This window comes from Nocardiopsis oceanisediminis, from assembly GCF_048595525.1.
GTDB classification, from domain to species: Bacteria; Actinomycetota; Actinomycetes; order Streptosporangiales; family Streptosporangiaceae; genus Nocardiopsis_A; species Nocardiopsis_A oceanisediminis.
The window spans coordinates 5,194,987-5,220,864 of the sequence record NZ_JAFMZJ010000001.1; the positions used below are offsets into that span (position 1 = coordinate 5,194,987).

Annotated in this window: 22 protein-coding genes and 1 riboswitch; of the genes, 7 read left to right on the top strand and 15 right to left on the bottom strand. The window is 73.6% G+C overall.

The window, feature by feature from the left end; translation table 11 throughout:
• Positions 1-161: 161 nt before the first annotated feature.
• The 3 genes from J0910_RS22715 to J0910_RS22725 are packed head-to-tail and all read right to left on the bottom strand — an operon-like array spanning position 162 to position 2,677.
• The gene (locus J0910_RS22715) at positions 162-1,007 is read right to left on the bottom strand and encodes a MetQ/NlpA family ABC transporter substrate-binding protein (protein WP_420160562.1); all 846 of its coding nucleotides are present in this window, start codon (positions 1,005-1,007) and stop codon (positions 162-164) included.
• A 36-nt stretch (positions 1,008-1,043) separates the two neighbouring features.
• Complete coding sequence (locus J0910_RS22720) at positions 1,044-1,724, bottom strand: methionine ABC transporter permease (protein ID WP_420160563.1); 681 nt, start codon at positions 1,722-1,724, stop codon at positions 1,044-1,046.
• The gene (locus tag J0910_RS22725; RefSeq protein ID WP_420162061.1) at positions 1,721-2,677 is read right to left on the bottom strand and encodes a methionine ABC transporter ATP-binding protein; all 957 of its coding nucleotides are present in this window, start codon (positions 2,675-2,677) and stop codon (positions 1,721-1,723) included. The genes J0910_RS22720 and J0910_RS22725 overlap by 4 nt, the downstream gene beginning before the upstream one ends.
• A 688-nt stretch (positions 2,678-3,365) precedes the next feature.
• Here J0910_RS22725 and J0910_RS22730 point away from each other — a divergent pair.
• A complete protein-coding gene (locus tag J0910_RS22730) occupies positions 3,366-4,370 on the top strand; it encodes a coiled-coil domain-containing protein (protein WP_420160564.1) in 1,005 nt (334 codons plus the stop codon).
• A 127-nt stretch (positions 4,371-4,497) separates the two neighbouring features.
• Here the strand turns inward: J0910_RS22730 and J0910_RS22735 are convergent, their stop codons facing one another.
• Positions 4,498-4,647 carry a hypothetical protein gene (locus J0910_RS22735; RefSeq protein WP_420160565.1) on the bottom strand — a complete coding sequence of 50 codons (150 nt, stop codon included), beginning with the start codon at positions 4,645-4,647 and terminating at the stop codon, positions 4,498-4,500.
• Positions 4,648-5,326: 679 nt separating this feature from the next.
• Between J0910_RS22735 and J0910_RS22740 the strand changes: the two genes are divergently transcribed.
• Positions 5,327-6,043 carry a DUF3558 domain-containing protein gene (locus tag J0910_RS22740; RefSeq protein WP_420160566.1) on the top strand — a complete coding sequence of 239 codons (717 nt, stop codon included), beginning with the start codon at positions 5,327-5,329 and terminating at the stop codon, positions 6,041-6,043.
• A gap of 135 nt (positions 6,044-6,178) precedes the next feature.
• On the opposite strand, the gene metE is transcribed toward J0910_RS22740, so the two are convergent.
• Positions 6,179-8,470 (bottom strand): 5-methyltetrahydropteroyltriglutamate--homocysteine S-methyltransferase, encoded by a 2,292-nt coding sequence (metE, locus tag J0910_RS22745; protein WP_420160567.1) that lies wholly within the window; start codon positions 8,468-8,470, stop codon positions 6,179-6,181.
• A 188-nt stretch (positions 8,471-8,658) separates the two neighbouring features.
• Positions 8,659-8,880, bottom strand: a riboswitch (cobalamin riboswitch).
• A gap of 185 nt (positions 8,881-9,065) precedes the next feature.
• Here metE and J0910_RS22750 point away from each other — a divergent pair.
• Together J0910_RS22750 and J0910_RS22755 are read left to right on the top strand one after the other, a co-directional pair.
• A complete protein-coding gene (locus tag J0910_RS22750; protein ID WP_420160568.1) occupies positions 9,066-10,574 on the top strand; it encodes a polysaccharide deacetylase family protein in 1,509 nt (502 codons plus the stop codon).
• 348 nt (positions 10,575-10,922) lie between these two features.
• On the top strand, positions 10,923-11,546 hold the full coding sequence (locus J0910_RS22755) for a DUF6461 domain-containing protein (protein WP_420160569.1): 624 nt from the start codon (positions 10,923-10,925) through the stop codon (positions 11,544-11,546).
• 153 nt (positions 11,547-11,699) lie between these two features.
• Here J0910_RS22755 and J0910_RS22760 read toward each other — a convergent pair whose 3' ends face one another.
• The 9 genes from J0910_RS22760 to J0910_RS22800 all read right to left on the bottom strand — a co-directional run bounded on the left by J0910_RS22760 (position 11,700) and on the right by J0910_RS22800 (position 20,543).
• Positions 11,700-12,830: a quinone-dependent dihydroorotate dehydrogenase gene (locus tag J0910_RS22760; protein WP_420160570.1), complete on the bottom strand. Its 1,131-nt coding sequence runs from the start codon at positions 12,828-12,830 to the stop codon at positions 11,700-11,702.
• A gap of 119 nt (positions 12,831-12,949) precedes the next feature.
• Positions 12,950-13,870: a proteasome assembly chaperone family protein gene (locus tag J0910_RS22765; protein WP_420160571.1), complete on the bottom strand. Its 921-nt coding sequence runs from the start codon at positions 13,868-13,870 to the stop codon at positions 12,950-12,952.
• 120 nt (positions 13,871-13,990) lie between these two features.
• The gene (locus J0910_RS22770) at positions 13,991-15,763 is read right to left on the bottom strand and encodes an ABC-ATPase domain-containing protein (protein ID WP_420160572.1); all 1,773 of its coding nucleotides are present in this window, start codon (positions 15,761-15,763) and stop codon (positions 13,991-13,993) included.
• Positions 15,764-15,814: 51 nt separating this feature from the next.
• Positions 15,815-16,279 (bottom strand): hypothetical protein, encoded by a 465-nt coding sequence (locus J0910_RS22775; RefSeq protein ID WP_420160573.1) that lies wholly within the window; start codon positions 16,277-16,279, stop codon positions 15,815-15,817.
• A 178-nt stretch (positions 16,280-16,457) separates the two neighbouring features.
• On the bottom strand, positions 16,458-17,471 hold the full coding sequence (locus J0910_RS22780; protein ID WP_420160574.1) for an amino acid ABC transporter permease: 1,014 nt from the start codon (positions 17,469-17,471) through the stop codon (positions 16,458-16,460).
• Positions 17,468-18,142: an amino acid ABC transporter permease gene (locus tag J0910_RS22785; RefSeq protein WP_420160575.1), complete on the bottom strand. Its 675-nt coding sequence runs from the start codon at positions 18,140-18,142 to the stop codon at positions 17,468-17,470. Before J0910_RS22785 ends, J0910_RS22780 begins: the two co-directional genes overlap by 4 nt.
• A gap of 72 nt (positions 18,143-18,214) precedes the next feature.
• Positions 18,215-19,063 carry a glutamate ABC transporter substrate-binding protein gene (locus tag J0910_RS22790; RefSeq protein WP_420160576.1) on the bottom strand — a complete coding sequence of 283 codons (849 nt, stop codon included), beginning with the start codon at positions 19,061-19,063 and terminating at the stop codon, positions 18,215-18,217.
• Between the two features lie 61 nt (positions 19,064-19,124).
• A complete protein-coding gene (locus J0910_RS22795) occupies positions 19,125-19,868 on the bottom strand; it encodes an amino acid ABC transporter ATP-binding protein (RefSeq protein ID WP_420160577.1) in 744 nt (247 codons plus the stop codon).
• 213 nt (positions 19,869-20,081) lie between these two features.
• Complete coding sequence (locus J0910_RS22800) at positions 20,082-20,543, bottom strand: Lrp/AsnC family transcriptional regulator (RefSeq protein WP_420160578.1); 462 nt, start codon at positions 20,541-20,543, stop codon at positions 20,082-20,084.
• Between the two features lie 133 nt (positions 20,544-20,676).
• Here J0910_RS22800 and pdhA point away from each other — a divergent pair, with 133 nt between their 5' ends.
• From pdhA to J0910_RS22815, 3 genes are read left to right on the top strand one after another with little or no spacing between them, the layout of a single operon-like run.
• Entirely contained in the window at positions 20,677-21,780 is a 1,104-nt protein-coding gene (pdhA, locus tag J0910_RS22805; RefSeq protein WP_420160579.1) for a pyruvate dehydrogenase (acetyl-transferring) E1 component subunit alpha, read from the top strand.
• Positions 21,781-21,782: 2 nt separating this feature from the next.
• Complete coding sequence (locus J0910_RS22810) at positions 21,783-22,796, top strand: alpha-ketoacid dehydrogenase subunit beta (protein ID WP_420160580.1); 1,014 nt, start codon at positions 21,783-21,785, stop codon at positions 22,794-22,796.
• Entirely contained in the window at positions 22,793-24,208 is a 1,416-nt protein-coding gene (locus tag J0910_RS22815; RefSeq protein ID WP_420160581.1) for a dihydrolipoamide acetyltransferase family protein, read from the top strand. The genes J0910_RS22810 and J0910_RS22815 overlap by 4 nt, the downstream gene beginning before the upstream one ends.
• A 199-nt stretch (positions 24,209-24,407) precedes the next feature.
• Here the strand turns inward: J0910_RS22815 and J0910_RS22820 are convergent, their stop codons facing one another.
• Complete coding sequence (locus J0910_RS22820; protein ID WP_420160582.1) at positions 24,408-25,310, bottom strand: hypothetical protein; 903 nt, start codon at positions 25,308-25,310, stop codon at positions 24,408-24,410.
• Positions 25,311-25,878: the final 568 nt, after the last annotated feature.

Genomic DNA, 25,878 nt, shown 5'->3' on the forward strand with positions numbered 1-25,878 from the left:
CTCCCGCCACCCGGTTTGGGAGCGCTCCCACACAGCGAACGGCACCCGCTCCCCCGCCGTCAATCCCCGCAGCCGCCCCGGTTACCCGACCGTTACGCGCGAGCGGCCCCGCCCCCGTGCTCCGGGGTGCGGGGCCGCCGCGGTTCAGGCGCCCGGGGGCGTCACTCCTTCTCGCCGCCGAGCGGGATGACGACGCCCTTCCACTCCTTCTCCATGTACTCCTTGACCTCGTCGCTGTGGAGCAGCTCGTTCAGAGTGGTCACGGCCTCGTCCTCGGTGTCCTCGCCGCGGACCACCAGGCCGTTGCCGTACGGGTTGTCCTCGGTGGACTCCCAGGCCAGGGCGTTGGCCTCGGTCGCCAGGTCCGCCTCGATGGCGTAGTTGCCGTTGACCGCCGCGGCGTCCAGGTCCTGCAGCGACCGGGGCAGCTGGGCCGCCTCGGTGGGCACGATGTCCAGGTCCTTGGGGTTCTTCTCGATGTCGGACTCCGAGGCGTTGTCGCCGGCGTCGGGGGCCAGTTCGAGCAGCCCCTCCTGCTCCAGCAGCTTCAGCGCCCGGCCCATGTTGGCCGCGTCGGAGGGGACCCCGATCTTCGCGCCGTCCTCGATGCCCTCGACGTCCTCGAGGTCCTGGGAGTAGAGCCCGAACGCCTCCAGGTGGACGTCGTCCAGGTAGACCAGGTCGGCGTCGGAGTTGTTGGCCAGGAAGTCGTCCAGGAACGGCCGGGTCTGGAAGTAGTTGGCGTCCAGACCGCCCTCGGTGAGCGCGGCGTTGGGCTGGTTGTAGTCGGTGAACTCCTGCACCTCGATGTCCAGCCCGGCGTCGGCCGCCAGGTTCTCCTGCACGTACTTCAGCACATCGGCGTGGGGCACCGGGGTGGCGCCGACCGTGATCGTGGTCAGCCCCTCCTCGCCGCCGCCGTCCTGGGCCCGCTCGCTGGGGCTGCCGCAGCCGGCCGCGGTCGCCGCCAGGGCCGCCGCTCCGATGATCGCCAGGGTGGTGCGCACCTTCGTACTCCTTGCGTGTGTGGTCGACCGGGTCCGCTAGCGGTGCGAGACCCGCCGGATGATGAAGTCCCCGAGGCTCTGCGCCGCCTGGACGATGACAACCAGGAGGATCACGGTGGCCCACAGGTAGTAGTCGTCGAAGCGCTGGTAGCCCTCGCGGATCGCGATGTCGCCGAGGCCGCCGCCGCCGATCGCGCCGGCCATCGCCGAGTAGGAGACCAGCGCGACCACCGTCATGACCAGGCCGGCCACCAGGCCCGGCAGGGCCTCGGGGAGCAGCACCTTGCCGACGATGGTCAGCTTGCGGGCGCCCATCGCGTGCGCGGCCTCGACCACCTCGCGGTCGACCTCGCGCACCGCGGTCTCCACCAGCCGGGCGAAGAACGGGATGGCGCCGATGCTCAGCGGCACGATCGCCGCGGTCGGGCCCAGGGTGGTGCCGATGAGCAGCCGGGTCAGCGAGAGCACCGCGACCATCAGGACGATGAACGGCAGCGAGCGGCCGATGTTGACCACCGCGCCCAGCACCGCCTTGACCAGCGGCGCGGGGGTGAGGCCGCCCCGGTCGGTGGTCACCAGCAGCACCCCGAGCGGCAGGCCCACCAGCACGCTGAAGACCGTCGCCCACAGCACCATGTAGAGCGTGTCCAGGGTGCCGTACCAGAGCACCTCCGACATCTCCGGCCAGCGCTGCGCCAGTTCCTCGGTCCAGTTCATCGGTTCGCCTCCCGGACCAGCAGCCCCTTGTCGGCCAGGAAGCCCAGTGCGGCCTCCCGGTTGGCGCCGCGCACCTGCACGTTGAGCCGGCCCACCGAGGTGCCGGCGACGTTCTCCACCGCGCCGCCGAGCACGTTCACGTCCACGTCGAAGCGGCGGGTGAGCTCGGACATCAGCGGCTCGTCGAAGGAGCGCGGGTAGGTGAGCGCCACCGCGTCGGGCACATCGGTGGCGGGCAGCGGGAACAGCGAGGCCGCCAGCAGCGAATCGGGGGTGCCGATCAGGTCGAGCACCTTGCCGGCCTCGCGGAAGGAGCCGTCCTCCATGATCGCCGCGGAGTCGCAGATCCGCTTGATCACGTCCATCTCGTGGGTGATCAGCAGGATGGTCAGGCCGAGCTGGCGGTTGAGGTCGCGCAGCAGCTCCAGGATCGACTCGGTGGTGGCCGGGTCGAGCGCCGAGGTGGCCTCGTCGCTGAGCAGCACCTTGGGATCGGAGGCCAGTGCCCGGGCGATGCCGACCCGCTGCTTCTGCCCGCCGGACAGCTGCGCCGGGTAGGCCTTGGCCTTGTCCGCCAGGCCGACCAGTTCGAGCAGCTCGCCGACGCGGGCGGCGCGGCGCGCCCGGGGGACGCCGGCGACCTCCAGCGGGAAGGCGACGTTGGCCGCGACGGTCCGCGAGGAGAGCAGCGCGAAGTGCTGGTGCACCATGCCGATGCCGCGGCGCGCCCGGCGCAGGCCGCGGGCGGGCATCCCGGTGAGCTCCCGGCCGTCCACCGAGACCGTCCCCGCCGTCGGGCGCTCCAGCAGGTTGACGCAGCGCAGCAGGGTGCTCTTGCCCGCGCCGCTCTGGCCCACCACCCCGAATATCTCGCCCTGCTCGACGTGGAGGTCGACGCCGTCGAGGGCGACGACCTCTCGTTGCTTCAACGGGTAGACCTTGCGCAGGCCCACGGCTTCTATCACGGGTTTCCTCGTCGATCGGCTCGCTGGAGGCCAGCAAGGACGGACTGCGCGGGCCGCACGGAGCGCTCCGGCCGCTCCGCCGCGGCCCTCCTGCGGCACGGCGGGGCGCTCTCGAACGCCTCGGGCCGCTGCGGACCGGGGTGCTCGCGCCCGCCGCATGCGTGTTCGCCCATGCCAGTGCATGGTGCAACGCGGGGAGAGGGAAGTGCGCGGCGACGCGCTGCCCGCGCTCGGACCGGGCCTCCGGGCCCGGGAGTCGCGGGATCAGCGGGTGATCAGTGGAACTCCGGCATGGGACAGTCGCCGCCGGCCGGACGGTGCCTCTGCGGACACGGCCGACAACCGCGCCTCGGGGCGCGGGGGGCGGGGGTGCCGTGAGCGATGTAGTCCACGGACCCAGGTAACCACACTCCCTCTACGACCACGGGACGTTCCCGGACGAAACGGGCGTTAGATCCGCCACATATCACCCGTGCGTTGGCGATCCGATGAAACTGCCTTTAACCTTCCTGGCGTGCGGACCCGGGGCCCGCGCGGCCCCTCCCGGCCGCCCCGCGGCCGAGACCGCCGCCCCGCACCGCCGGGGCCCCGGCGCGCGCCACCCCGTACCCGGCGGGCGGAAGCGGCTTCCGCAGCGCGCCCGCCGACCGCGGCCGATCCGAGGAGAAGACATTCCGTGGAGCCCGACAGAGTGAGCGGCGACGATCCCTTCGCCGACTTCTGGGCACCCGACCCGCCCTGCCCCGCCGAGCCCCGGGCGCCGCGGCGCGCCGGGGCCGGACGCGCCGCCGCCGCGGCGCTCATGCTGGCCTCGGTGCTGTCCCCGCTCCCCGCGGCGGCCGCGCCGGCGCCCCGCGAGAGCCTCTCCGAGCTGCAGGACCGCGCCGATGCGCTGAGCGAGGAGTACAACGGCGAGCTGCGCGACATGGAAGGCGTCTTCGACGACGCGGAGAAGGCCCAGGAGCGCGCGGACAAGACCCAGGACGAGGTGGACGACGCCCGTGAGCAGGTGCAGCAGCTGGCGATCGCCAGCTACACCAGCGGCGGCCTGGACCCCTCGCTGACCGTGTTCGTCGAGGAGGACCCGCAGCTCCTCATCGACCAGGCCCAGCTGATCGGCCACCTCTCCGCCAACCACCAGGAGCGCATCGACGCCCTGGAGCAGGCGATCGAGCGGGACGAGAAGGCCCGCGACAACGCCCAGGCCAAGGCGGACGAGGTCCAGGAGGACCTGGACGAGCTGGAGGGGCGCCGCGAGGAGGTGCAGCGGCTCATCGCCGAGCACCCGCAGCAGGAGATGGGGCCGCCGGACAACCTCACCCCGCGCACCCGGCAGATGCGCGAGGTCATCACCGAGAAGTTCGGCGAGAACAGGAAGCACGGCGGGGTCGGCTGCTACCGCCCGGACGGCGGCTACGTGGTCGGCGAGCACCCCAAGGGCCGCGCCTGCGACTTCATGGTCGACAAGAACGGCCAGATGCCGTCGGAGGAGCAGATCGCGCACGGCCAGGAGATCGCCGACTGGGCCCAGGACAACGCCGAGCGGCTGGGCATCATGTACATCATCTACCGCCAGCAGATCTGGGACATCCGCCGCTCCGACGAGGGCTGGCGGGACATGGCCGACCGCGGCAGCATCACCGAGAACCACTTCGACCACGTGCACATCTCGATGTTCTGAGGGCCCCGGCGCCCCGGAGGGCCTGCGGCGCTTCCCGCGCCCCGGGCCGCCCTCCCGCGCGGCGGCCCCGGTCACCGCGGGAGCGGGGCGGCGGCCCCGCTCCCGCCGCCGGTGCGGCCCCTCCCGGTCAGCCCCCGCCGAACACCGGGGCGTACATCACGCTGAGGCAGCCGCCGGTGACGGCGAGCACCGCGCCCACCGCGAGGATGAAGGCGAACCAGGCCCAGAATCCGTGCCTGGGGCCGCCGTGCTTGGGATCGGCTCTGCGCGCGGGCAATGGGCGTCCCTCCGTGCTGGTCCGGAGGCGGGCGCCGGTGCGGCGGCCGCCGCTCCAACGCTAGCCCCGCGCGTCTCATTCCGGCAACGATCCGCGGCCGCGGCGGCCGTTCCCGGGTTTCCCGGGCCACCATTGTGCGGGCCCCGGGAGCCCTCCGGCGGCGCCTCTTCCCTCACCCGGCCGCTCCGTTCAAGTACGGAATCGCCACGAAACGGTGACGATGCACTGACGTCCGGACAGAGGCACCCACCGAGGGCCATCCCGGCGGACGCTAGGATTTCGAACCCGGTGCCGCTTCGGCGGGCACCGCGGTCGGCCGCCCGGTCCGCCGGTGAGAGCGCCGCGGGGCCGCCTTCCGATCGCAGGGAACCATGAACGCGCCCATGCGCGTCTCACGAACCGTTCAGATACGCAGGGCGCGAGGGGAGCAATGAGCGACAACGGACCTTACGGCCAGCCACCGCAGGGCGGCGGACATGGCCAGCCCCATTTCCAGTCCCCCTACGGCACCGGCCCCCAGCCGGGTCAGCCCGGCGGGCCCGGCCAGCCCGGTCCTCCCGGCGGGCCGCAGCCGATGTACTCCGGTGGCCCCGGACAGCCCCCGCCCTACGGGCCGGGCGGCCCCGGTGCCCCGATGGGGTCTCCGGGCTACCCCCCGCCGAAGAAGAGCAGCGCCGGGATGTGGATCGTCATCGGCGGCGGCGTGGTCATCCTGCTGCTGGTCGTCGCCGTCGTGGTGATGCTCATCCGCGGTGGCGAGAGCGGCGGCGGCGAGGGCGGCGGCACGGCGGCCGACCCCTCCAAGAAGCCCGAGGAGACCACCGAGGAGACGACCGAGGGCGGCGGCGAGGCGAGCGGCCCCAAGGGCGAGCCCCCGTACGCGCTGCCCGAGGACCCCTGCTCGGCCTTCTCCGAGGCCACCGCCGGCGAGTACGGCCTCAAGGACGGCAGCAAGTCGCTGACCGACACCTCCTCCTCGTGCATGTACACCGCGGAGTCCCTGGGCGGCGACGGCTACGCCAACGTCAGCGTCCAGTACCAGGTCCCCTACGGCGGGTCCGACTCCATCGAGGGCGCCAAGACCCAGTTCCAGGAGAACGTCGAGTACGCCACGGATGAGAGCAGCGACATCATCCCGACCAAGGTGCACGAGAACGAGGAGCTGAACCTGGGCGAGGAGGCCGCGATCATCTTCGCCACCCAGGAGATCGCCGGCACCAAGAGCTCGGTGGCCACCGTGCTCATCCGCGAGGGCAACATCAACGTCGAGGTGGAGTTCACCGAGAGCAACGCCTACGACGCCCCGAAGAACGCTCCGGCGCCGCTCAAGTTCGACGACGTCGAGGGCATGATGAACTCGCTGGGCGACGAGTCGCTGGGGCTGATCGGCTCCTGACGGACCCCGGTGCCGCCCGGCGGCACCGGCGCGCAGCGGAAAGGGGCGCGGGCTTCGGCCCGCGCCCCTTCTGCGTGTCCGCGTGTCCGGGCGGCGGCCGCGGGACCGGATGCCCCGCGGCCGCCGCCCGGTCCGTCAGCCCTGCGCCGGCAGGTCGGCGCGGACCCGGCGGGCCGCCTCGACCATGTTCCGCAGCGCCGGCTCGACCTCGGTGTAGCCCCGGGTCTTCAGACCGCAGTCGGGGTTGACCCACAGCCGGTCGGCCGGGACCGCGCGCAGCGCGCTGCGCAGCGCCTCCTCGATCTCCTCGACCGAGGGCACCCGGGGCGAGTGGATGTCGTACACGCCCGGGCCGATGCCCCTGCGGTAGCCGGCCCGCTCCAGGTCGTCCACCAGCTCCATGTGCGAGCGGGCCGCCTCGACGCTGGTGACGTCGGCGTCCAGCGCCTCGATCGCGCCGACGATGCGGCCGAACTCCGAGTAGCACATGTGGGTGTGCACCGTGGTGCTGGCGCCCACCCCGGAGGTGGCCAGCCGGAACGCGCTGATCGCCCAGTCCAGGTAGGCCTGGCGGTCCTGCTTCCGCAGCGGCAGCAGCTCGCGCAGCGCCGCCTCGTCGACCTGGATGTGCCGGATGCCGGCGCGCTCCAGGTCCGAGACCTCGTCCCGCAGGGCCAGCGCCACCTGCCGGGCGGTGTCGGCCAGCGGCTGGTCGTCCCGGACGAAGGACCAGGCCAGGATGGTCACCGGACCGGTCAGCATGCCCTTGACCGGCTTGCCGGTGCGGGACTGGGCGTAGACGGCCCAGTCCACCGTCATCGGCTCGGGGCGGCGCACGTCCCCGTAGAGGATCGGCGGGCGCACGCAGCGCGACCCGTAGGACTGCACCCAGCCCTTCTTCGTGGTGACGAAGCCGCCCAGCCGCTCGGCGAAGTACTGCACCATGTCGTTGCGCTCCGGCTCGCCGTGCACCAGCACGTCGAGGCCGATGTCCTCCTGGAGCGCGATGACCGAGTCGATCTCGGCCCGCATCCGGGCGGTGTACTCCTCCTCGCTGAGCCGCCCGGCCCGGTGCTCGGACCGGGTCTTGCGGATCTCCGCGGTCTGCGGGAAGGAGCCGATGGTGGTGGTCGGCAGCACCTGCCGCTCACCGCCGCCGCTCCAGCGCTCCTCCCGGTTGCGGACCGGGAGCTCGCCCAGGGCGTCCAGGCGGGCCCGCACCTGCGGGTCGCGGAAGCCCTCCGGCTCGGGGAGCTCGGCGCGCGCGGAGGCGATCTCCGCGGCGGTGGCCTCGTCGTCGGCGGACAGGGCGCGGCCGAGCAGGACCACCTCGTCCAGCTTCTGCCGGGCGAAGGCGAGCCGGGCGCGGATCGCCGGGTCCAGGTCGGTCTCGGCGTCCAGGTCGACCGGGACGTGCAGCAGCGAGCAGGAGGTGCTCACCACGACCTCGCGGGCCAGGCCGAGCAGCGGGCCGAGCCGGGCCAGCGCGGCGGACACGTCGGTGCGCCACACGTTGCGCCCGTCGACCACCCCGGCGACCAGGGTCTTGTCGCCCAGGCCGGAGACGGCGGCCAGTTCGTCGGCGGCCTCCGGGCCGGCCACCAGGTCCAGCCCGATCCGCTCCACCGGGGTGCGCTTGAGCGCCTCCAGGGCAGCGGTCCCGATCGACCCGAAGTAGGTGGAGACGGTGATCTCCGGGCGCCGGGAGCGGCCGCCCAGGGCGGAGTAGACCCGCTCCAGCTCCGCGGTGCGCTCCCGGCCCTCGTCGGTGGCGAGGATCGGCTCGTCCAGCTGGACCTGGCGGGCGCCGGCCGCGGCGAGTTCACCGAGGAGCGTGCCGTACGCCTCGACCAGCCCGTCCAGGAGCTCCAGCGGGCTCCAGCCCTCCGGGGCGCCCGCCGCGGGCTTGGCCAGCAGGAGGAAGGTGAGGGGGCCGACCAGCACCGGCCGGGTCTCGATGCCCAGCCCCTTGGCCTGGTTGTACTCGGAGAGGGGCTTGGTCCCGGCGAGGCGGAACCGGGTCTGCGGGGACAGCTCCGGGACCAGGTAGTGGTAGTTGGTGTCGAACCACTTGGTCATCTCCAGCGGCGGCGTGTCGTCCGAGCCGCGGGCCAGGGTGAAGTAGCGCTTCAGCTCGGCGGCGCGGTCCGCGCCGGCCCCCTCTCCCTCGGGGGCCGGGCCGAACCGCTCCGGAACCGCGTCGAACAGCAGCGCGGTGTCGAGAACGTGGTCGTAGTAGGAGAACGTGTTCGATGGGATCTCGTCGACCCCGGCCGCGCGGAAGTCCTGCCAGACGTCGCGGCGCAGTCGCGCGGCGACGGCGTCCAGGTCGGCGGCGCTGCTCCGGCCGGCCCAGTAGGACTCACAGGCCTGCTTGAGCTCGCGGTCGGGGCCGATGCGCGGGTAGCCGTGGGCGGTGGCGGTCATCCGGCCTCACCGCCGCGGGTGCGCTCGGTTCGCATGTGGCTTCTTCTCTCCCTCGTCGAACAGCCTTGGCAGGCCGACGACGCCGTCCGGAGGAGCGGACGGCCGGAGGCGGGCGCGGCGGAGCGCGCCCCGACCGGGCACCGTCCGCGTGTCCTCCCTCGGGACGCGCCGACCACCGCGGGCACGGTCGCGCCCGCGGGCGGTCGGCAGGTATTCGGACTCATGGGCGCTCCGCGCCCTCCGGGCGCGTTCTCCTACCGGCCGCCGCTTCCCAAGTGCTCGGCACCCAGTGCTGTTGACGGCTTTCGTTCCCATTCACCGCTGCGGGGCAGTCCCGGATTCGCACCGGGTTCCCTCTCTCGACGCCCACAGTGATCCACCGTGCGCGTACCGACCGCAGCTGTCAGTATAGGGACGCCGTTGCCCGATACCGGGGGGTGGGTCCCGGGCGCCCGCACCCCGCCCCTCCGCCCCTGGAAGACGGCACGCCGGTTTTTCCCCTCTCATTACCGAAGCGTCGAACCGAACTGACCCTCGGATGCGATCATCCTATGTATAGTCCGGTTGGCCCGATATATGCGAAAGACGATTTCAGGTGCTACGCAACCGCTCCGTCCCTGAATCCCCCCGCGGCCGCGCCCTCATCGGCGCCGCGGCCGCGGCTGTGCTCGCCCTCACCGCCTGCAGCCCCTCCGACGGTGAGCACACCTCGGGGGGTGAGGAGACCCCCGCCGAAAAGCCCTCCGGTGAGCCGGACCGGCTCACCGAGGTCGACCCGGAGACCGTCGCCGACCTCGACGAGAAGCACACCGAGGAGAAGCGGGGCGACGTCTCCGTCGACATCTCCTACCCCGCGGTGGGCGGCGCCGGCCCGTTCGCCGACGAGCTCGGCCGGATCACCGGCCGCGCCGCCGAGGACTTCGCCGACGCCGTCCCCGGCGCCGAGTCGCTCACCGTCACCGGGGCGCTGACCGCCGCCGGCGGCGACGTGCTCGGCGTCCGCCTGGAGCAGAAGGAGAAGGACTCCGACGGGACCCGCACCGGCCACGCCACCTACTGGTACGACGCCGGCACCGGGGCCACCGCCTACTCCACCCAGCTGCTCGCCGGCGACGAGGAGCTGGGCGAGCTGCACGAGCGGGTCGCCGGGATCCTCGGCGAGCAGGACGTGGACACCGCCGACCTCTACCCCATCGCCGGGATGTACGACTCGATCGGCTTCAACCCCGACGGCGACCTGGTGGTCGAGTTCGACGAGGGCCAGCTCGCCCCGGCCGGCGACGGGCGGGTGCACGCGGTGGTGCCGCGCAAGGAGGCCGAGCCGCTCCTGTCCGACCTCGGTGAGCGGGCCCAGGCCGCGGCCACCGCGGTGACCCGCGACTTCAAGCTGGAGGCGGAGGCGGCCGCGCCCAAGGACGGCGCCGCCGGCGACGTCCCCGGCCGGCCCTCGCCCGTCTCCCCCGACGTCGACTGCTCCGACCCGAAGGCCAAGTGCATCGCGCTCACCTTCGACGACGGCCCCGGCGGGCGCACCCCCGAACTCCTGGACGAGCTCGACGAGTACGGCGCCAAGGCCACCTTCTTCCTCACCGGCGAGCCGGTCCGGGAGAACCCGGAGACGGTGCGGCGGGAGTACGCCGAGGGGCACGAGATCGCCAACCACACCGAGAGCCACCCGGACCTGACCGGTATCGGCGAGGACGAGGTCCGCGAGGAGCTGGCCTCGGTCAGCGGGCTGATCGACCGGGAGACCGGCTACCGCCCCGAGCTGATGCGCCCGCCCTACGGCGCGACCGACGACACCGTCGCCGGGGTCTCCGAGGACCTCGGGATGGCCGAGATCATCTGGAGCGTCGACACCAACGACTGGAAGGACCGGAACTCCTCGGTCGTCGCCGACCGCGCGGTGGAGGGCGCCGAGCCCGGCGCGATCATCCTGATGCACGACATCCACGGCACCACCGTCGACGCCGTGCCGGACATCCTGAAGCGGCTGGACGAGAAGGGCTTCACCATGGTGACCGTCTCCCAGCTGCTGGGCGAGACCGAGCCCGGGGAGAAGTACTTCGACGGTGAGGAAGCCGTCACCGGAAAGGGCGACTAGCGGCTCCTCCGGGAACGGTGGCGGCGGCGCGAACGGGGAAGGATGAGGGGGCGGAGGGCAAGGGCGCCCTCCCCGATCACGCTCCGGCCACGATGTGGTCCAGATGACGGCGCGAGCGGGCCGTCACGTGTGAAGAGAGTCCCCGCGGCGGCGTATGGTGGTTCGCCGTGGGCATGAACACGCACTTCGCGCGGATGCCGCTCGCGCCGCATCCCGTCCGAGAGGCGGTGGCCTGAGGTGGCCCTTCTTCCGCTGCTGCGCCGGGGAACCGGCAAGGACTCCGCAACCGTTCCGCCAACGGGGAGCGCCCCTCAGGAGGGGGCCGCCCCGAGGGGAAGGGAGAGGTCGATGGCCGCTGCCCTCGCGGCAGACTACGCCTGGTTCGAAGAGTCCCAGCCGGACCTGGCCGAGGCGTTCTGCCTCACCTATGTCCGGGGCCTGGGCAAGACCGAGTGCCTGGAGCGGCTCGGCGCGGCGCCGAAGCGGCTGCGGATGCTGCCCATCGCCGACGCCCTGGAGGCGGGGCTGTGCAGCGAGAGCCGCCCGCCGCAGACCGCGCACGCGCTCTGCGTGAACGGCTGGACCGTGATCGTCGAGCCCACCGGCTGCCGCGCGGTCCGACCGGACTGCTACCGCTCGCTGTCGGCCGAGACCGAGCTGGTCTCGGTCCGGGTCCGGATGGACGCCCGGTACGAGTTCCGCTGGGTCGCCGGCGGGGTGCTGCGCACCTTCTTCGACGCCCGCACCCCGACCCGGCGCCGCGGCACCCGGCCGGACGCGCTCACCGCCGAGATGGCCTCGGTGGGCCTGCTGGACGAGGCGGGCGAGGGCCCCGACGACCCGGCCGCCGCCGTACTGGCCCTGGCCGAGCGGGTCACCGGCGTCCGCATCCGCCCGTCGCACCTGTCCGGCCCGCTCCTCGGCGCCGAACTGGAGACCGAGCTCCCGGCCCCGGCGGCCTCCGCCCGCTGACCCGGATCCGCACCGAAGGCCCCGCCCCGGCGGGGCCTTCGCCGTGTCGGGGCCTCCTCGGCGCCCCGGTGCCGCCGGGTGCCGGGCGGGGAGAGCGGGCCGGCCGCCCCGGGGGGCCGGCGGGCGCCCCGGACCGGCCGGCGGGTGCGGGGCTCAGGCCTTCCCGGCGGCCGGGGCGTCGGTGCCGACGGCGTCGGCGACCGAGGCGAGGCCGGCCCGGCGGGTGAGGCGGGCCAGGCCCTTGTGAATCCGGCGCGGCCACAGCGGGCCGCCGTAGATGAGGCCGGTGTAGCCCTGCACCAGGGTCGCCCCGGCGCGGATGCGCTCCCAGGCGTCCTCGGGCGTCTCGATGCCGCCGGCCGCGATGAGCACCAGGCCGTCGCCGGTGCGGGCGCGCAGCCGGCGCAGCACCTCCAGCGAGCGGCGCTTCAGCGGGGCGCCGGAGAGCCCGCCGGCGCCGGCCGCCTCGACCGCCTCCGGGCCGGTGGCCAGCCCGTCCCGGGAGATCGTGGTGTTGGTGGCGATGATCCCGTCCAGGCCCAGCTCCAGCGCCAGGTCGGCGACCGCGTCGACGTCCTCGTCGGCCAGGTCCGGTGCGATCTTGACCAGCAGCGGGACGTCGGTGGCGCCCTCGCCGTCCAGCGCCTCGCGGACCGTGCCCAGCAGCGGCCGCAGGTGCTCCACCGCCTGCAGGTTCCGCAGCCCCGGGGTGTTCGGCGAGCTGACGTTGACCACCAGGTAGTCGGCGAGGCCGGCGAAGGCGCGGGCGCTCTCCGCGTAGTCGGCCGCGGCCTCCTCCTCCGGGACGGCCTTGGTCTTGCCGATGTTGGCGCCGACCAGCGGACCGGGGCGGCCGGCCGCGGCCGCGCGCTCGCGCAGCCCCCGCAGCCGGCCGGCGGCGGCCTGGGCGCCCTCGTTGTTGAAGCCCATCCGGTTCACGATCGCCCGGTCGGGCACCAGCCGGAACAGCCGCGGCGCCGGGTTGCCCGGCTGGGGGCGCGCGGTGACGGTGCCGATCTCGACGAACCCGAAGCCGAGCGCGGTGAGCCCTTCGATGCCCTCGCCGTTCTTGTCGAACCCGGCGGCCATGCCGAGCGGCCCGGGGAAGGTCCGGCCCAGCGCGGTCACCTCCAGCTCGGGCCCGCGCGGGCCGAGCACCCGCTCCATCGCCCGGGCCGCCCCGGGCACCGCGGCCAGCGCGCGCAGCCCGCCGAAGCTCAGGCGGTGGATGGACTCGGCGTCGGTGTGCCGCAGGACGGCATGGAACAGCAGCTGGTAGAGCACGGTGGTCCTTCGTGTACGTTTCGGTCGCCCCGGGGGCGGCCGGGCTCCGCCGCCCCGGCCCGCGTTCTCGCAGGCGGGCCCGTTCGCCTCAGCTTCTCACACGGCCCCGCGGAGAGCCCTCACAGGTCGCCGCGCTCCCGGTCGGCGAGGAAGCGCTCCAGCTCGTCGCCGAGCTCCTCGGCGGTGGGCAGCGAGGACTCGTCTCCGCTCCACAGCGGGTCGGCGGCCTCCTCGGTGCCGCGCTCGGAGACGAAGTCGTCGTACTGCCGCTCCAGGTCCTCGACCACCCGCTGGACCTCCTCGGAGTCGGCGACCTGGTCGGCGATCTCCGCCTCGGTCTCGCCGGCCGCCTCGGCCAGCCGCCCGGCCGGCAGGTCCAGCCCGGTCGCACCGGCGGCGTAGTCCAGCGCGGCCATCGCGGCCCGGGGGTACTCCGACTGGGCGAGGTAGCTGGGCACGTGCACGGCGAACCCGGTGGCGTCGTGGCCGGCCTCGCCGAGGCGGAACTCCAGCAGCGACGCCACGCCGGCGGGCACCTGGACCCGGCCGACCCACGGGGTGTGCGCGGCGACCAGGTCGGGCCGGGTGGCGTGCGCGGTCGCGGTCACCGGCCGGGTGTGCGGGACGGCCATCGGGATGCCGTTGACGCTCACCGTCAGCGACACCCGGAGCCGCTCCACCAGCCCGACCACCGCGGACACGAACAGCTCCCACTCCCGGTCCGGCTCCAGGCCGTGCAGGAGCAGGAAGGGGGTGCCCTCGCCGTCGTGCATCCGGTACAGCACCAGCCGGGGCGGGTTGTAGTCGGTGAAGGTGTTCTCCACGAACGTCATCACCGGCCGGCGGGAGCGGTAGTCCAGCAGCCGGTCCACGTCGAAGACGGCGATCTCCTCGGCGTCGAACTCGGCGAACAGGGCCTCGGCGGCCTGCTTCCCGGCCGCTCCCGCGTCGACGTAGCCGTCCAGCAGGACCAGCATCGCCGAACCGCCGCCCTCCTCGGCGCCGGGGCGGAGCTCGTAGAGGTCTGCGGGATCAGGCACCGGAAGGGCTCTCCGTTCTCAGGCGGCGGTCGTGCTGCGGGCTCGGGGTACGCGCTCCAGGATAGACGACATGGGGCGGCGCCCCCGCGCCCGCTTCCGCGGCCGGGAGGCGCCGCCGGCTCACCGTTCGTCCAGGACCGCCAGGGTGCGCAGCCGGTTCAGTGCCCCGGCGACCTCGTGCCGGCGCGGCAGCGCGAAGTCCCCGCTGTGGCCGCGGCCGAGCACCGCGGCGCCCCCGGTGCCGCCGTCGCCGTCGTCGGCGAGCAGCCGGTCCAGGCCGTCCAGCGCCTCGGCGAGCGTGGCGCGGCCGTCCAGCAGGCCCCGCTCGACCATCAGCCGCATCGCCAGGCCCACCCCGATCAGCTGGCCGGGGTCGACCAGCTGGGTGAGGCCGCGGACGTCGATCTCGCTCTCGCCGAAGGTGAGCACGTCCATGTCCCGGCGCTTGATCCGGGTGCGGCCGCGGGCGGTGGCGTCCACCGAGCGCGGGTCGACCACCCGGTGCGCGGGCGGGGTGAAGCGGGCGTCGGTGCGCGGCGCGGCCAGCGCCGCGGCCCGCTCGGTGACGTCGTAGGGGCGGTACCCGTCCAGCATGACCACCCGGTCGGCGACGTCGAAGTAGTCGCCGCTGCCGCCCATCACCAGGACCGTGGAGACGCCGTGCTCGCGGTGGAGCGGGCGGACCAGGTCGACGAAGGGGGTGAGCGGCTCCCGGTCGCCGTGCACCAGCTTCTGCATCCGGGCGTCGCGGATCATCAGGTTGGTGGCGGTGGTGTCCTCGTCCACCAGCAGCGCGGTCGAGCCGGCCTCCAGCGCCTCGGCGATGTTGGCCGCCTGGGAGGTGGACCCGGAGGCGTTGCCGGTGCGGAACCGGGAGGTGTCGGCGCCGGTGGGCAGGTTGCGCACGAACGCGCCGACGTCGGTCCGCTCGACCCGGCGGCCCTCCTCGGCGCGGATCTTCACCGCGTCGGCCCGGGTGGCCACCAGCTCCCGGCCGTCCCCGGGGACGTGGTCGTAGACGCCGCGCTCCAGGGCGTGCAGCAGGGTGGACTTGCCGTGGAAGCCGCCGCCCACGATCAGGGTGACGCCCTCGGGCACGCCCATCCCGGAGACCTCGCCGGCGTGCGGCAGCCGCACGGTGGTGCGCAGCTCCTCCGGGGAGGAGAAGGGCACCGCCTCGCCGTCCATCGGGCGGTCGCTGACCCCGCTGGCGCGGGGCAGCACGGCCCCGTCCGCGACGAAGGCGACCAGGCCCAGCCCGGGCAGGGCGGCGCGGAGCGCGGCGGAGTCCTCCACCGTGTCGGCGAACCGCTCGGCCTCGGCGGTGTCCAGCGCCTCCCAGCGCAGCGCGTCGACCATCTCGGGCAGCCGCTCGCAGAACTCGCGGCGCGCCGAGCGGCCGTCGATCCGCCGGCCGTGCCCGGGCAGCTCGATGCCGAGCCGGAGCAGCAGGTCGCCGCCGGCGATCCGGCCGGAGCCCCGCTCCAGGACCTGCTGGCCTCCGGCGTCGATGCGCAGCCGCGCCCCCTTCAGCCTCCGGTGGGCCGTCCGGATCAGGTAGTCGGCGGTGGCCCGGCGGCGCGCCGGGTCGCGCCAGGCGTGCTCGGGCAGGCCGACCAGGCCGGCGGGGAGGTGCACCGCGATGCGGGAGGGCGGCGCGAACGGGTCGGCCTGGACCCGCTCCACGGTCAGCGTGAAGTCGCCGAAGTCCCAGTCGCCGGAGAGCGATTTGTAGCGGCCGTAGGACGCCCCGTCCATCCGCTCCAGCTCCTCGGCGAGCCGGTCGGCGTCCCGGCGGCCGCGGATCTCCGGGCGCTGCGCACCGGATCCGCCGCCCCACCGGCCGCCCCGTCCGCCGTGCCGGCGCTCTGCTCCGCCGCTTCTTCCCGGCATGGATGCGTTCCCCCTGCTTCCGCTCGGTTCGGTCGGTCCCGCCTGCGGATGCTATCCCCCGGAGGAGGCCTGCGGGGACGCGCCGGCGGGGTGTCGGAGGAAGCCGGTGAAGCGCGGCACGATCGGCAGGCCCTGCTCGGCGAGGGCCTCGCGGAGCTCGGGGTCGGGGTCGCCGTAGACGGCGAAGTCGTGGATCTCGCAGTGCTCCATGACGCCGCGGATGTAGGGGTCGGACATCCGCCAGTGCGCGCGGACCGCGTCGGAGCCGGCGTAGATCTGGAAGCTGTGCGCGAGCATCCGCGGCTCGTCGATGAAGACCTCCACCATCAGCTGCGGCCCTTCGCCCTGCACGAAGGCGACGGCGCGCTCGATGGCGGCGCGGAACTCCGCCAGGTGCCCGTCGAGGACGCGCATGGTGTTGTGGAACAGGATCACGTCGCCGAGGACCGCTCCGGCGGCCCCGGCCGCCGCGCCCGCCGCGTTCTCTGCCTTCTCTGTGTTCTCTGTGTTCGCCATGGCAGAGATTCTGGAACTTCGAGTTAACTGGAAGTCAACCGGATCCGGGGGTCTCCTGCGTGTCCCCGATCACGCCTCCCCGGCCCCGCTCGGGCGCCCGCGCCGCGCAGGAGAAGGCGGATAGGAGAAGAGGGGCGCGGAGCGGCCGCTCCGCGCCCCTCTCGGGCGCCGGTCCGGGTCAGGGCCTGCCGGGGCCGTCCGGGGCCGGCCCGGCCGGGGCCGAGCCCTCCGGGCCGTCCGGCGGCTCCTGCACGCCCGGGGCCGCGGCGGCGTGCGCGGAGGCCTTGCCCCTGCGCGCGTTGCGCCGCTCCAGCCAGATCGCCAGCCTGCTCAGCGAGATGTTGATGATGATGTAGATGGCCGCGCAGATGATCGCGGCCGGGATGACGTTGCCGTACCGGGTGCCGATGAGCGAGAAGCCGCGCAGCAGCTCCGGGAAGGCGATGATGTAGCCCAGCGCGGAGTCCTTCAGCAGCACCACCAGCTGGGCGACGATCGCCGGCATCATGCTGGTGACCGCCTGCGGGATCTGGATCAGCCAGAGCACCTGGGTGCGCCGCATGCCCAGCGACTCGGCCGCCTCGGCCTGCCCCTTGGGCACCGCGTTGATGCCGGCCCGGAACACCTCCGCCAGCACCGACCCGTTGTACAGGGTCAGGCCGACGACGACCGCGGCCAGCGCGTCGACCTGGAAGGTGCGCGGCGGCAGCGGGTCCGAGCCGATCGCGGTGAGGAACTGGTTCACCGCCAGCGGCAGCGCCATGGTGAAGAAGATCAGCATCAGCAGCGGGATGCCGCGGAAGAACTCCACCACCGCGCCGCTGATCCACCGGATCGGGGCGTGCCGGGAGAGCCGGCCGATCCCGAAGACCAGGCCGAACACGATGGCCAGCACCGCCGCGTACAGCGCCGCGGTCAGCGTGTTCTGCAGGCCGGGGACGATGTAGCCGGTCCAGGTCTCCGCGATCAGGAACGGCGCCCACCGCTCCGCGGCCCACTGCCCGTCCGGGTTGACCTGCCAGGCCTCGGGACTGGTCAGCGGCGGCGCGCCGTCCCCGAAGGAGCGGTTCAGGCCCAGGTAGATCAGGGCGAGCAGGGCCAGGCCGGCCAGCACGGTGACGGCCGAGAAGATCCGGCTGCGGGCCCGGGCGCGCGGCCCGGGTGCGTCGAAGAGGACGTTCTGTACGGTCATCGTGCCACCGCCACCCGCTTGCTGAGCCAGCCGAAGAAGAAGCCGGTGGGCAGCGTCAGGATCAGGAACCCGAGCGCGAACCCGATGAACGTCGGGATGACCGGTGCGATGCCCTGGTCGAACATGAGCTTCATCTGCCGGGACGCCTCTTGCACGCCCAGCCCCGCGACGGAGGCGATCGTGGTGTTCTTGGTCAGTGCGATGAGCACGCTGCCCAGCGGGCCGACGACGCTGCGCAGCGCCTGCGGCAGCACGATCAGCCGCAGGTTCTGCGTGAAGGTCAGGCCCAGCGAGCGGGCCGCCTCGACCTGGCCGAGCGGCACGGTGTTCACACCGGAGCGCAGCGACTCGGAGACGAAGCAGGCGGTGTAGGCGGACAGTCCGATGACGGCCCACCAGAAGACGTCCCACTTCACCGACTCGGAGAGCGAGACGCCCAGCGCGCTGTTGATGCCCAGGCCGCAGAAGAGCAGCACCAGGGTGAGCGGGGTGTTCCTGATGCCCTCCACGTAGACGGTGGCCAGGCCCCGCATCATCGGGACGGGCGACACCCGCATGGCGGTCAGGACGACGCCCAGGATGAACGAGAACAGGGCGCTGAACAGGGTGAGGCGGACGGTCCAGGAGAATCCGTCGATCACCTTGTCGAGATTGCCGAGAAAGGCTTCCATGGTTCCCAGCCGGTCACGGCCCCGGCCGGAGCCCTGGGGGCGGCTCCGGCCGGGGCGACGGGTCTAACGATGTCAGGCGCAGCCCTCGGGCTCCGGCTGCTCCTCGGAGAAGGCGAAGTCGGTCTCGCCGAAGGCGGTCTCCAGGTATTCGACGGTCTTGCCCTCGTCCCACATCTTGGTGACGGCCTCGTTGACGGCCTCGCAGCGCTCGGTGTCGCCCTTGGGCAGGCCGACGCCGTACTTCTCCTCGCCGAACGGCGCGTTCACCATCTTGAAGTCGCCCGGACTCTGCGCGGCGAACCCGGCGAGGATGGTGTTGTCGGTGCTGACCGCGTCCACGGTGCCGTTGGACAGCAGCTCGATGCACTCGGAGTAGTTGCCGGCCTCGCGCAGCTCGGCGCCGATCCCCATGTCCTCGGTGATGTTGTTGGCCGAGCGGGAGCCGGAGGCCGAGCAGAGGACCTTGCCGTCCAGGTCCTCGGGGCCCTTGATGTCGTCGTTGTCCGCGGCGACCAGGATGTCCTGCTGGGCGACGTAGTACGGGCCGCCGAAGTCGACGAGCTCCTTGCGCTCGTCGGTGATGGAGTAGGTCGCGATGACCATGTCCACCGTGCCCTGCTGGAGGAAGGTCTCGCGGTTGGCCGAGGCGGCCTCGGTCCACTCGATCTGGTCGGGCTCGAAGCCCAGCTCGCCGGCGATGTAGGTGGCGACGTCGACGTCGAAGCCGACCGGCTTCTCGCCCTCGTCCAGGCCCAGGCCGGGCTGGTCGTACTTGACGCCGATGGTGATGGTCTCGCCGCCACCGCCGTCGCCGCCGTCCCCGCCGCCCATCTCGGCGCCGCCGCACGCCCCGGCGGCGAGCAGCAGGGCGGCGCTCGCCGCGACGGTACTGCCGATTCCGCTGATTCGACGGACTCTCATGTCCGGGTACCTCTATTCCTTGTTCGCTCGGTGGGGACGAGGACTCGAAGGCCCCGCGCCGTCAGTGGCTCAGGATCTTGGACAGGAAGTCCTTGGCCCGCTGGGAGCTCGGGTTGGCGAAGAAGTCGTCCGGGGTGGACTGCTCGACGATCTCGCCGTCGGCCATGAACACCACCCGGTTGGCGGCGCGCCGGGCGAACCCCATCTCGTGGGTGACGACGATCATCGTCATGCCCTCCGCGGCCAGCGAGGTCATCACGTCCAGCACCTCCTGGACCATCTCCGGGTCCAGGGCCGATGTCGGCTCGTCGAACATGAGCACCTTGGGCTCCATCGCCAGGGCACGGGCGATGGCGACCCGCTGCTGCTGCCCGCCGGAGAGCTGCGCCGGGTACTTGTTCGCCTGGTTCGCGATGCCGACCCGGTCCAGCAGCTCCAGCGCCCGCTTCTCGGCGTCCGCCCTGCTCTTCTTCCGCACCTTGATCGGGCCGATGGTGACGTTCTGCAGCACCGTCTTGTGCGCGAACAGGTTGAACGACTGGAACACCATTCCGACGTCGCTGCGCAGCCGGGCCAGCCCGCGGCCCTCCTCCGGGAGCGGGACGCCGTCGATGGTGATGACGCCGCCGTCGATGGTCTCCAGCCGGTTGATGGTCCGGCACAGGGTCGACTTGCCGGAGCCGGAGGGGCCGATCACGACGACTACCTCGCCGCGTTCCACGGAGAGGTCGATGCCACGCAGCACGTGGAGTTCGCCGAAGTGCTTGTCGACGTTCTCCAGGGTGACGAGCGGAGTTGCGGTCATAGCGGGGAACCTAGTGGTCGAGGAGTCGGTTGTCAGTACGGTGCGGAGCCGTTCCCGCTGGTAGTAGCCGATTCGTTACCGACATTCCGGTCTTTCCTTCCGTTGGTCACCCACCGCTTCCGCCCCCGGACCGTGCGCCGCCGCCGACGGATCCAGCGGGGGCGAGTGCCCGTCTTCTACCCTTTCGGCCGCGCCGCCTCACGGCCGCGCCCATCACGGTTCGGCCGCATCCGGCCGCCCCGTGCCCGGCTCGTCGAGGATGAACATGGTGTGCGTCCCGACCACTTCGGGGATGCGCTGCAGCCGCTCCAGCACGAAGGTGCGCAGCGCCGCCGCGTCGGCCACCCGCACCAGCAGGATCAGGTCGACGTCGCCGGAGACCAGCGCGGCGTGCTCCACCTCGCCGATCTCGCGGAGCCGGTCCCGGAACGGCTCCCAGGAGTCCTGCCGGATGCGCACCGACACGTAGGCGGCCAGCCCGTAGCCGCACTTCTCCGGGTCGACGACCGCGGTGAAGCCGCGGATGACGCCTTCCCGGCGCAGCCGGTCCAGCCGGGAGTAGGCGTTGGCGCGCGAGACGTGCGCGCGCTCGGCGAGCGCCCGCACCGACATCCGCCCGTCCGCGCGGAGCAGCTCGATGATGGTCCGGTCGACCGCGTCCAGCTCGACGGCCATGTGTCTCCCCTCACACCGTCCGCATCGTGGACGGACCGGACGATCGGCCGGAATCGGGCCCGCTCAGAGCCATCCGTCCAGACTCCGGAGCGGGATATGGACACTATTGCGTGACGAAGCCCATATTCAAGACATGAAGCCCAGCCGCACCGCCCACGCCCCGGCGCAGGCTCCGCCGCTTCCGTCCGCGGAGCCGATCGCCCTCGTCGACCGGACCGGCCGGCGCACCGGTGAGAGCGCCCTGGCAGGCCCTGACCAGGACGTACTGACCGAACTGCTGCGCGGGATGGTGGTCGGCCGGCGCTTCGACCGCCAGGCCGGCGCACTCGCCCGCCAGGGCCGGCTCGCCGTCTACCCCTCCTCGCGCGGCCAGGAGGCCTGCCAGGTCGGCGCCGCGCTGGCGCTGGGCGGGCGGGACTGGCTCTTCCCCACCTACCGGGACAGCGTCGCCCTGGTCACCCGGGGCGTCGACCCGGCCGAGGTGCTCACCCTGCTGCGCGGGGACTGGCACAGCGGGTACGACCCGCACCGCCACCGGTGCGCGCCGCAGTGCACGCCGCTGGCCACCAGCGCCCCGCACGCGGTCGGGCTGGCCTGGGCCGCCCGCCGGGCCGGCGAGGAGGCCGCCGCCCTGGTGCTGATGGGCGACGGCGCGACCAGCGAGGGCGACGCGCACGAGGCGTTCAACTTCGCCGCGGTGTGGCGGGCCCCGGTCGTGTTCCTGGTGCAGAACAACCAGTGGGCGATCAGCGTGCCGGTGCGCAAGCAGAGCGCCGCGCCGACGCTGGCCCACAAGGCCGTCGGGTACGGGATGCCCGGCCTGCACGTGGACGGCAACGACGCCGCCGCGGTGTACGCCGCGGTGAGCGGGGCGCTGCAGGCCGCCCGGGCCGGCGCCGGCCCGGCGCTGATCGAGGCCCGCACCTACCGGATGGACCCGCACACCAACTCCGACGACCCCGGCCGCTACCGGGACCCCGCGGACGACCGGTACTGGGCCGAGCGCGACCCGCTCGACCGGCTGGAGGCGCTGCTGCGCTCCGAGGGCGCGGTGGACGACGCCGCGATGGAGCGGTTCGCCGCCGAGGGCGAGCGGCTCGCCGCCCGGGTCCGGGAGCGGATGGCCGCCGAGGACGACCTCTCCCCCGGCGACCTGTTCGAGCACGTCTACGCCTCGGTTCCGGAGCACCTGCGCCGGCAGCGCGAGGACCTGTCGGCCGCGTCCGGGGAGGACTGACCATGGCGGAGAGCACCACTCTGGGCAAGGCGCTGAACCGGGCGCTGCACGACGCGCTCGCCGAGGACCCCTCGGTCGTGGTCTACGGCGAGGACGTGGGCCCGCTCGGCGGCGTCTTCCGGGTCACCGACGGGCTGACCGCCGAGTTCGGCGAGGACCGCTGCTTCGACTCGCCGCTGGCCGAGTCGGGCATCGTGGGCACCGCGGTGGGCATGGCGATGTACGGGCTGCGCCCGGTGGTGGAGATGCAGTTCGACGCGTTCGGGCTGCCCGCCTTCGAGCAGGTCGTCTCGCACGTGGCCAAGATGCGCAACCGCACCCGGGGCCGGCTGGAGCTGCCGATGGTGATCCGGGTGCCCTACGGCGGCGGCATCGGCGGGGTGGAGCACCACTCCGACTCCTCCGAGGCCTACTACGCGCACACCCCGGGGCTGCGGGTGGTCACCCCGGCCACCCCCTCCGACGGCTACTCGCTGCTCCGCGAGGCCATCGACAGCCCCGACCCGGTGGTCTTCCTGGAGCCCAAGCGGCGCTACTGGGCCGCCGAGGAGACCGCGCTGCCGGTCCGCACCGAGCCCCTGGACCGGGCGGTGGTCCGCCGCGCCGGCCGCGACGCCACCCTGATCGCCTACGGGCCGATGACGGCGACCGCGCTGGAGGCCGCGGACGCCGCGGCCGAGGAGGGCCTCTCGGTGGAGGTGGTCGACCTGCGCACGCTGAGCCCCTTCGACGACGCGACGGTGGCCGCCTCGGTGCGGCGCACCGGGCGCGCGGTGGTGGTGCACGAGGCCTCCGCCTTCGGCGGGTACGGCGCGGAGGTCGCCGCCCGGCTGACCGAGCAGTGCTTCCACCACCTGGAGGCGCCGGTGCTCCGGGTCTGCGGCCTGGACGTGCCCTATCCCCCGCCGAAGCTGGAGGAGTACCACCTGCCCGGTGTCGACCGGATCCTGGACGCCTTCGACCGGCTGCAGTGGGAGCGGGAATGGACCGCCGACCCGGCGGAGGTGCGCGGATGAGCGGCGCGCCGCGCGTGTTCGACCTGCCCGACCTGGGCGAGGGGCTGACCGACGCCGAAGTGGTCGGCTGGCTGGTCCGGGTCGGCGACCGGATCGCCGTGGACCAGCCGGTGGCCGAGGTGGAGACCGCCAAGGCCGCCGTGGAGGTGCCCTGCCCCTACGCCGGGACCGTCGCGGCGCTGCACGCCGAGGCCGGCGAGGTCGTCGCGGTGGGCGCCCCGCTGATCAGCATCGCCGAGGAGGAGCCGGCCCCCGGCCCCTCCTCCCCCGACCACCCGACCGGCCCGGCCTTCACCGAGCCGGGGGTCGTGGTACCCGAGGCCCGCACACCGGACCCCGGCCCCGGCGGCAACGGCGCCGCCCGGGCCGCGGAGGGGTCCGGCGCGGTCCTGGTGGGCTACGGCACCGGTACGGCCGCGCCGCGCCGCCCCGGCGGCCGCCGCAGGCGCCCGGCGCCCGGCGCCGCCCCCCTCCGGGGCGCACCCGGGGGCGGGGCGGGGACAACGGAGTCCCCGGCCCCCGCCCCCTCCTCCGGCGGCCCGGTCCCGGTGGTCTCCCCCCTGGTCCGCAGGCTGGCCCGGGAGAACGGCGTCGACCTGCGCGCACTCGCCGGCAGCGGCGGGAACGGGCTGGTGCTCCGGCGCGACGTGGAGGCCGCCATCGCCGCGGCGCGCTCCCCCGCGGCGGCCTCCGGTTCCGCCGCGCCGGCCGGGGCGCCGGGCGAGGAGCGGATCCCGCTGCGCGGCGCGCGGGCCGCCATGGCCGAGCGGCTGTCCCGGTCCCGCCGGGAGATCCCCGAGGCGACGGTGTGGGTGGACGCGGACGCCACCGGGCTGGTGGAGCTGCGCCGCCGGCTCAACGCCGCCGCGCCGGACCGCCCGGTGAGCCTGCTCGGCCTGCTCGCCCGGTTCTGCGTGCTGGGGCTGTCCCGGTTCCCCGAGCTGAACTCCTCGGTCGACGCCGAGCGCGCGGAGCTGGTCCGGTTCTCCCACGTCAACCTGGGCTTCGCCGCGCAGACCCCGCGCGGGCTGGTGGTCCCGGTGGTCCGGGAGGCGCACCGGATGAGCGCCCGGGAGCTGTCCGCCGCGATCACCCGGACCTCAGAGGAGGCCCGGGGCGGGCCGCTGCCGCCGGAGCGGCTCAGCGGGGGGACGTTCACCGTGAACAACTACGGGGTGTTCGGCGTGGACGGCTCGGCCGCCATCATCAACCACCCGGAGGCCGCGATCCTGGGCATGGGCCGGATCGTGCAGCGCCCGTGGGTGGCCGGCGGCGCACTCGCCGCGCGCCCGGTCACCGAGCTCACCCTCGCCTTCGACCACCGCGTCTGCGACGGCGCCGCCGCCGGGGGCTTCCTGCGGTTCGTCGCCGACTGCGTCGAGGACCCGGCGCTGCTCCTCGGCGACCTGTGACCCCGGCGGGGAGGGGTGCGGTCTCCCCCCTCCCCGCCGGGCCCCACCGCCGGCCGGCCGCCCGCGCGGGGCGCACGGGGCCCGGACACGGAAAGGACGCGGCCCCCGCCCCGGAGGGAAGGGGCGGGGACCGCGTCATCGGGGGGTGGTGGGGGGCGGGGGGTCGCGGGGGCTCGGTGGAGGGCGGCCGCCCTCCGGGTCAGGCCCGGTGCCGACCGCGCTCGGCGCGGCGGACCAGGGCGTCGCGCGCCTCGGCGAACCGGTCGCCCAGCCGGGCCAGCGGCCCGTTCTCGCCCTCGGCGGCGGCCGCGGCGTAGTCGACGGGGCGGCGGGCGAGGAACAGGGTGATCAGGACGGCGGGGAGCAGGGCGAGGGTGAGCGCGCCGGCGGCCATCGGCAGCTCGGCGCCGGCCAGGTCGATGCCGGACATGCTGTTCGCCGCGGTGGAGGCCTCGGTTCCGGTGGACGAGCCGCCCTTTCCGCCGCCTCCGGCGAGGACCTGCTCCTCCTTCTGCTCCTGCTCCTTCTTCTCCGCGGCCTCCTGCTCCTTCTTCTCGGCCGCCTCCTTCTCCTTCTTCTCCTGCTCCTTCTTCTCCTTCTCCTCGCGCTCCTTCTCCTTCTTCTCCTCCTTCTCCTTCTCGGATTCGGGCTTGAAGCGGTCGGGAACCGCGGAGACGGCGCTGTCGCAGGTGGAGGACTTGCTCATCGGGTGCGGGGCGCCCTCGTTGCCGGCCCCGTCGCCCCACTCGGTGATGACGTACTCGACGTCGATGTGCCCGTTGCCGCCGGAGACGGTGTAAGAGGAGTCGTTCCAGCTCTCACCGGTGAGCTCGGCGAAGGTCTTGCCGTCCAGGTCGAGCAGGACGTTGCAGTTCTCGGCGGGGTCGCCGGGGCCCCGGTCGCCGATGAAGAAGTCGGCCTTCTTGCCGTCGTAGACGACGTAGCCCTTGGTGCCCAGCGGCCAGCTGGGGCTGGCGGCGAGGCCCTTCTGCATGGGCTCGCCGCTCGCGGGGGCACCGGTGTCGCCGTTGATGCCGGAACCGTCGTCCCAGAAGTAGGACGCCTTGACTTCGCCGTACTGGATCGGGCTGTCAGAACTCATGTGCAATCAACCAGGTCGTTGGCGGGGCGGTCGAGACCGGGCGCGGCGATTCCGGGCATGGCGGGATCAGGGCATGGCGGATTCGGGCATGCCGCCGGGGCGCACCCTCGGCGGGCCGTTCGGGAGTGTGCGGGTCCGGCGCCGTTCTCGGCGCCGCTCGGAGCGGTCCTCGCGGTCTCTGCCGCCGCGCTCCGGCCCCCGCTGGTCATCAGGGCCTCGACTGTCCGGGAGCGGTCTGCGCCCGGGCGGGACACCGGCCCGCAACACCCAGGTCACGAACCGATCACGAAGGACTGTAACCCATAGAAAAGTAAAATGCGAAGCGAAGGGGGACAAAGCGGCAGGTCAAGCCCTCCCCATCACCCCGCATCCGATCCGGCTCCCGGTGCCCCGCAGCGGCTTTCACCTCTAGTGAAGGCAAAAAAGCGGTGCTCGTCACACCACCACGCCGCCCCGGACTCAACCCCGCCGGCGGCCGCCCGGGGGGCGCGGCCCGCGGCGGGCCGCGCCCCGGCACACGCGAGGGCGGCGGGGGCGGACCCGGTCCGGTCCGCCCCCGCCGCCCTCT

Bases quoted from the DNA above. Each gene is read 5' to 3' on its own strand.
- J0910_RS22720 (WP_420160563.1), bottom strand. From the start codon at position 1,724: ATGAACTGGACCGAGGAACTGGCGCAGCGCTGGCCGGAGATGTCGGAG.
- J0910_RS22815 (WP_420160581.1), top strand. From the start codon at position 22,793: ATGAGCGGCGCGCCGCGCGTGTTCGACCTGCCCGACCTGGGCGAGGGG.
- J0910_RS22740 (WP_420160566.1), top strand. From the start codon at position 5,327: ATGTGGATCGTCATCGGCGGCGGCGTGGTCATCCTGCTGCTGGTCGTC.
- J0910_RS22770 (WP_420160572.1), bottom strand. From the start codon at position 15,763: ATGCCGGGAAGAAGCGGCGGAGCAGAGCGCCGGCACGGCGGACGGGGC.
- J0910_RS22820 (WP_420160582.1), bottom strand. From the start codon at position 25,310: ATGAGTTCTGACAGCCCGATCCAGTACGGCGAAGTCAAGGCGTCCTAC.
- J0910_RS22790 (WP_420160576.1), bottom strand. From the start codon at position 19,063: ATGAGAGTCCGTCGAATCAGCGGAATCGGCAGTACCGTCGCGGCGAGC.
- J0910_RS22775 (WP_420160573.1), bottom strand. From the start codon at position 16,279: ATGGCGAACACAGAGAACACAGAGAAGGCAGAGAACGCGGCGGGCGCG.
- pdhA (WP_420160579.1), top strand. From the start codon at position 20,677: ATGAAGCCCAGCCGCACCGCCCACGCCCCGGCGCAGGCTCCGCCGCTT.
- J0910_RS22785 (WP_420160575.1), bottom strand. From the start codon at position 18,142: ATGGAAGCCTTTCTCGGCAATCTCGACAAGGTGATCGACGGATTCTCC.
- metE (WP_420160567.1), bottom strand. From the start codon at position 8,470: ATGACCGCCACCGCCCACGGCTACCCGCGCATCGGCCCCGACCGCGAG.
- J0910_RS22795 (WP_420160577.1), bottom strand. From the start codon at position 19,868: ATGACCGCAACTCCGCTCGTCACCCTGGAGAACGTCGACAAGCACTTC.
- J0910_RS22800 (WP_420160578.1), bottom strand. From the start codon at position 20,543: ATGGCCGTCGAGCTGGACGCGGTCGACCGGACCATCATCGAGCTGCTC.
- J0910_RS22780 (WP_420160574.1), bottom strand. From the start codon at position 17,471: ATGACCGTACAGAACGTCCTCTTCGACGCACCCGGGCCGCGCGCCCGG.
- J0910_RS22810 (WP_420160580.1), top strand. From the start codon at position 21,783: ATGGCGGAGAGCACCACTCTGGGCAAGGCGCTGAACCGGGCGCTGCAC.
- J0910_RS22755 (WP_420160569.1), top strand. From the start codon at position 10,923: ATGGCCGCTGCCCTCGCGGCAGACTACGCCTGGTTCGAAGAGTCCCAG.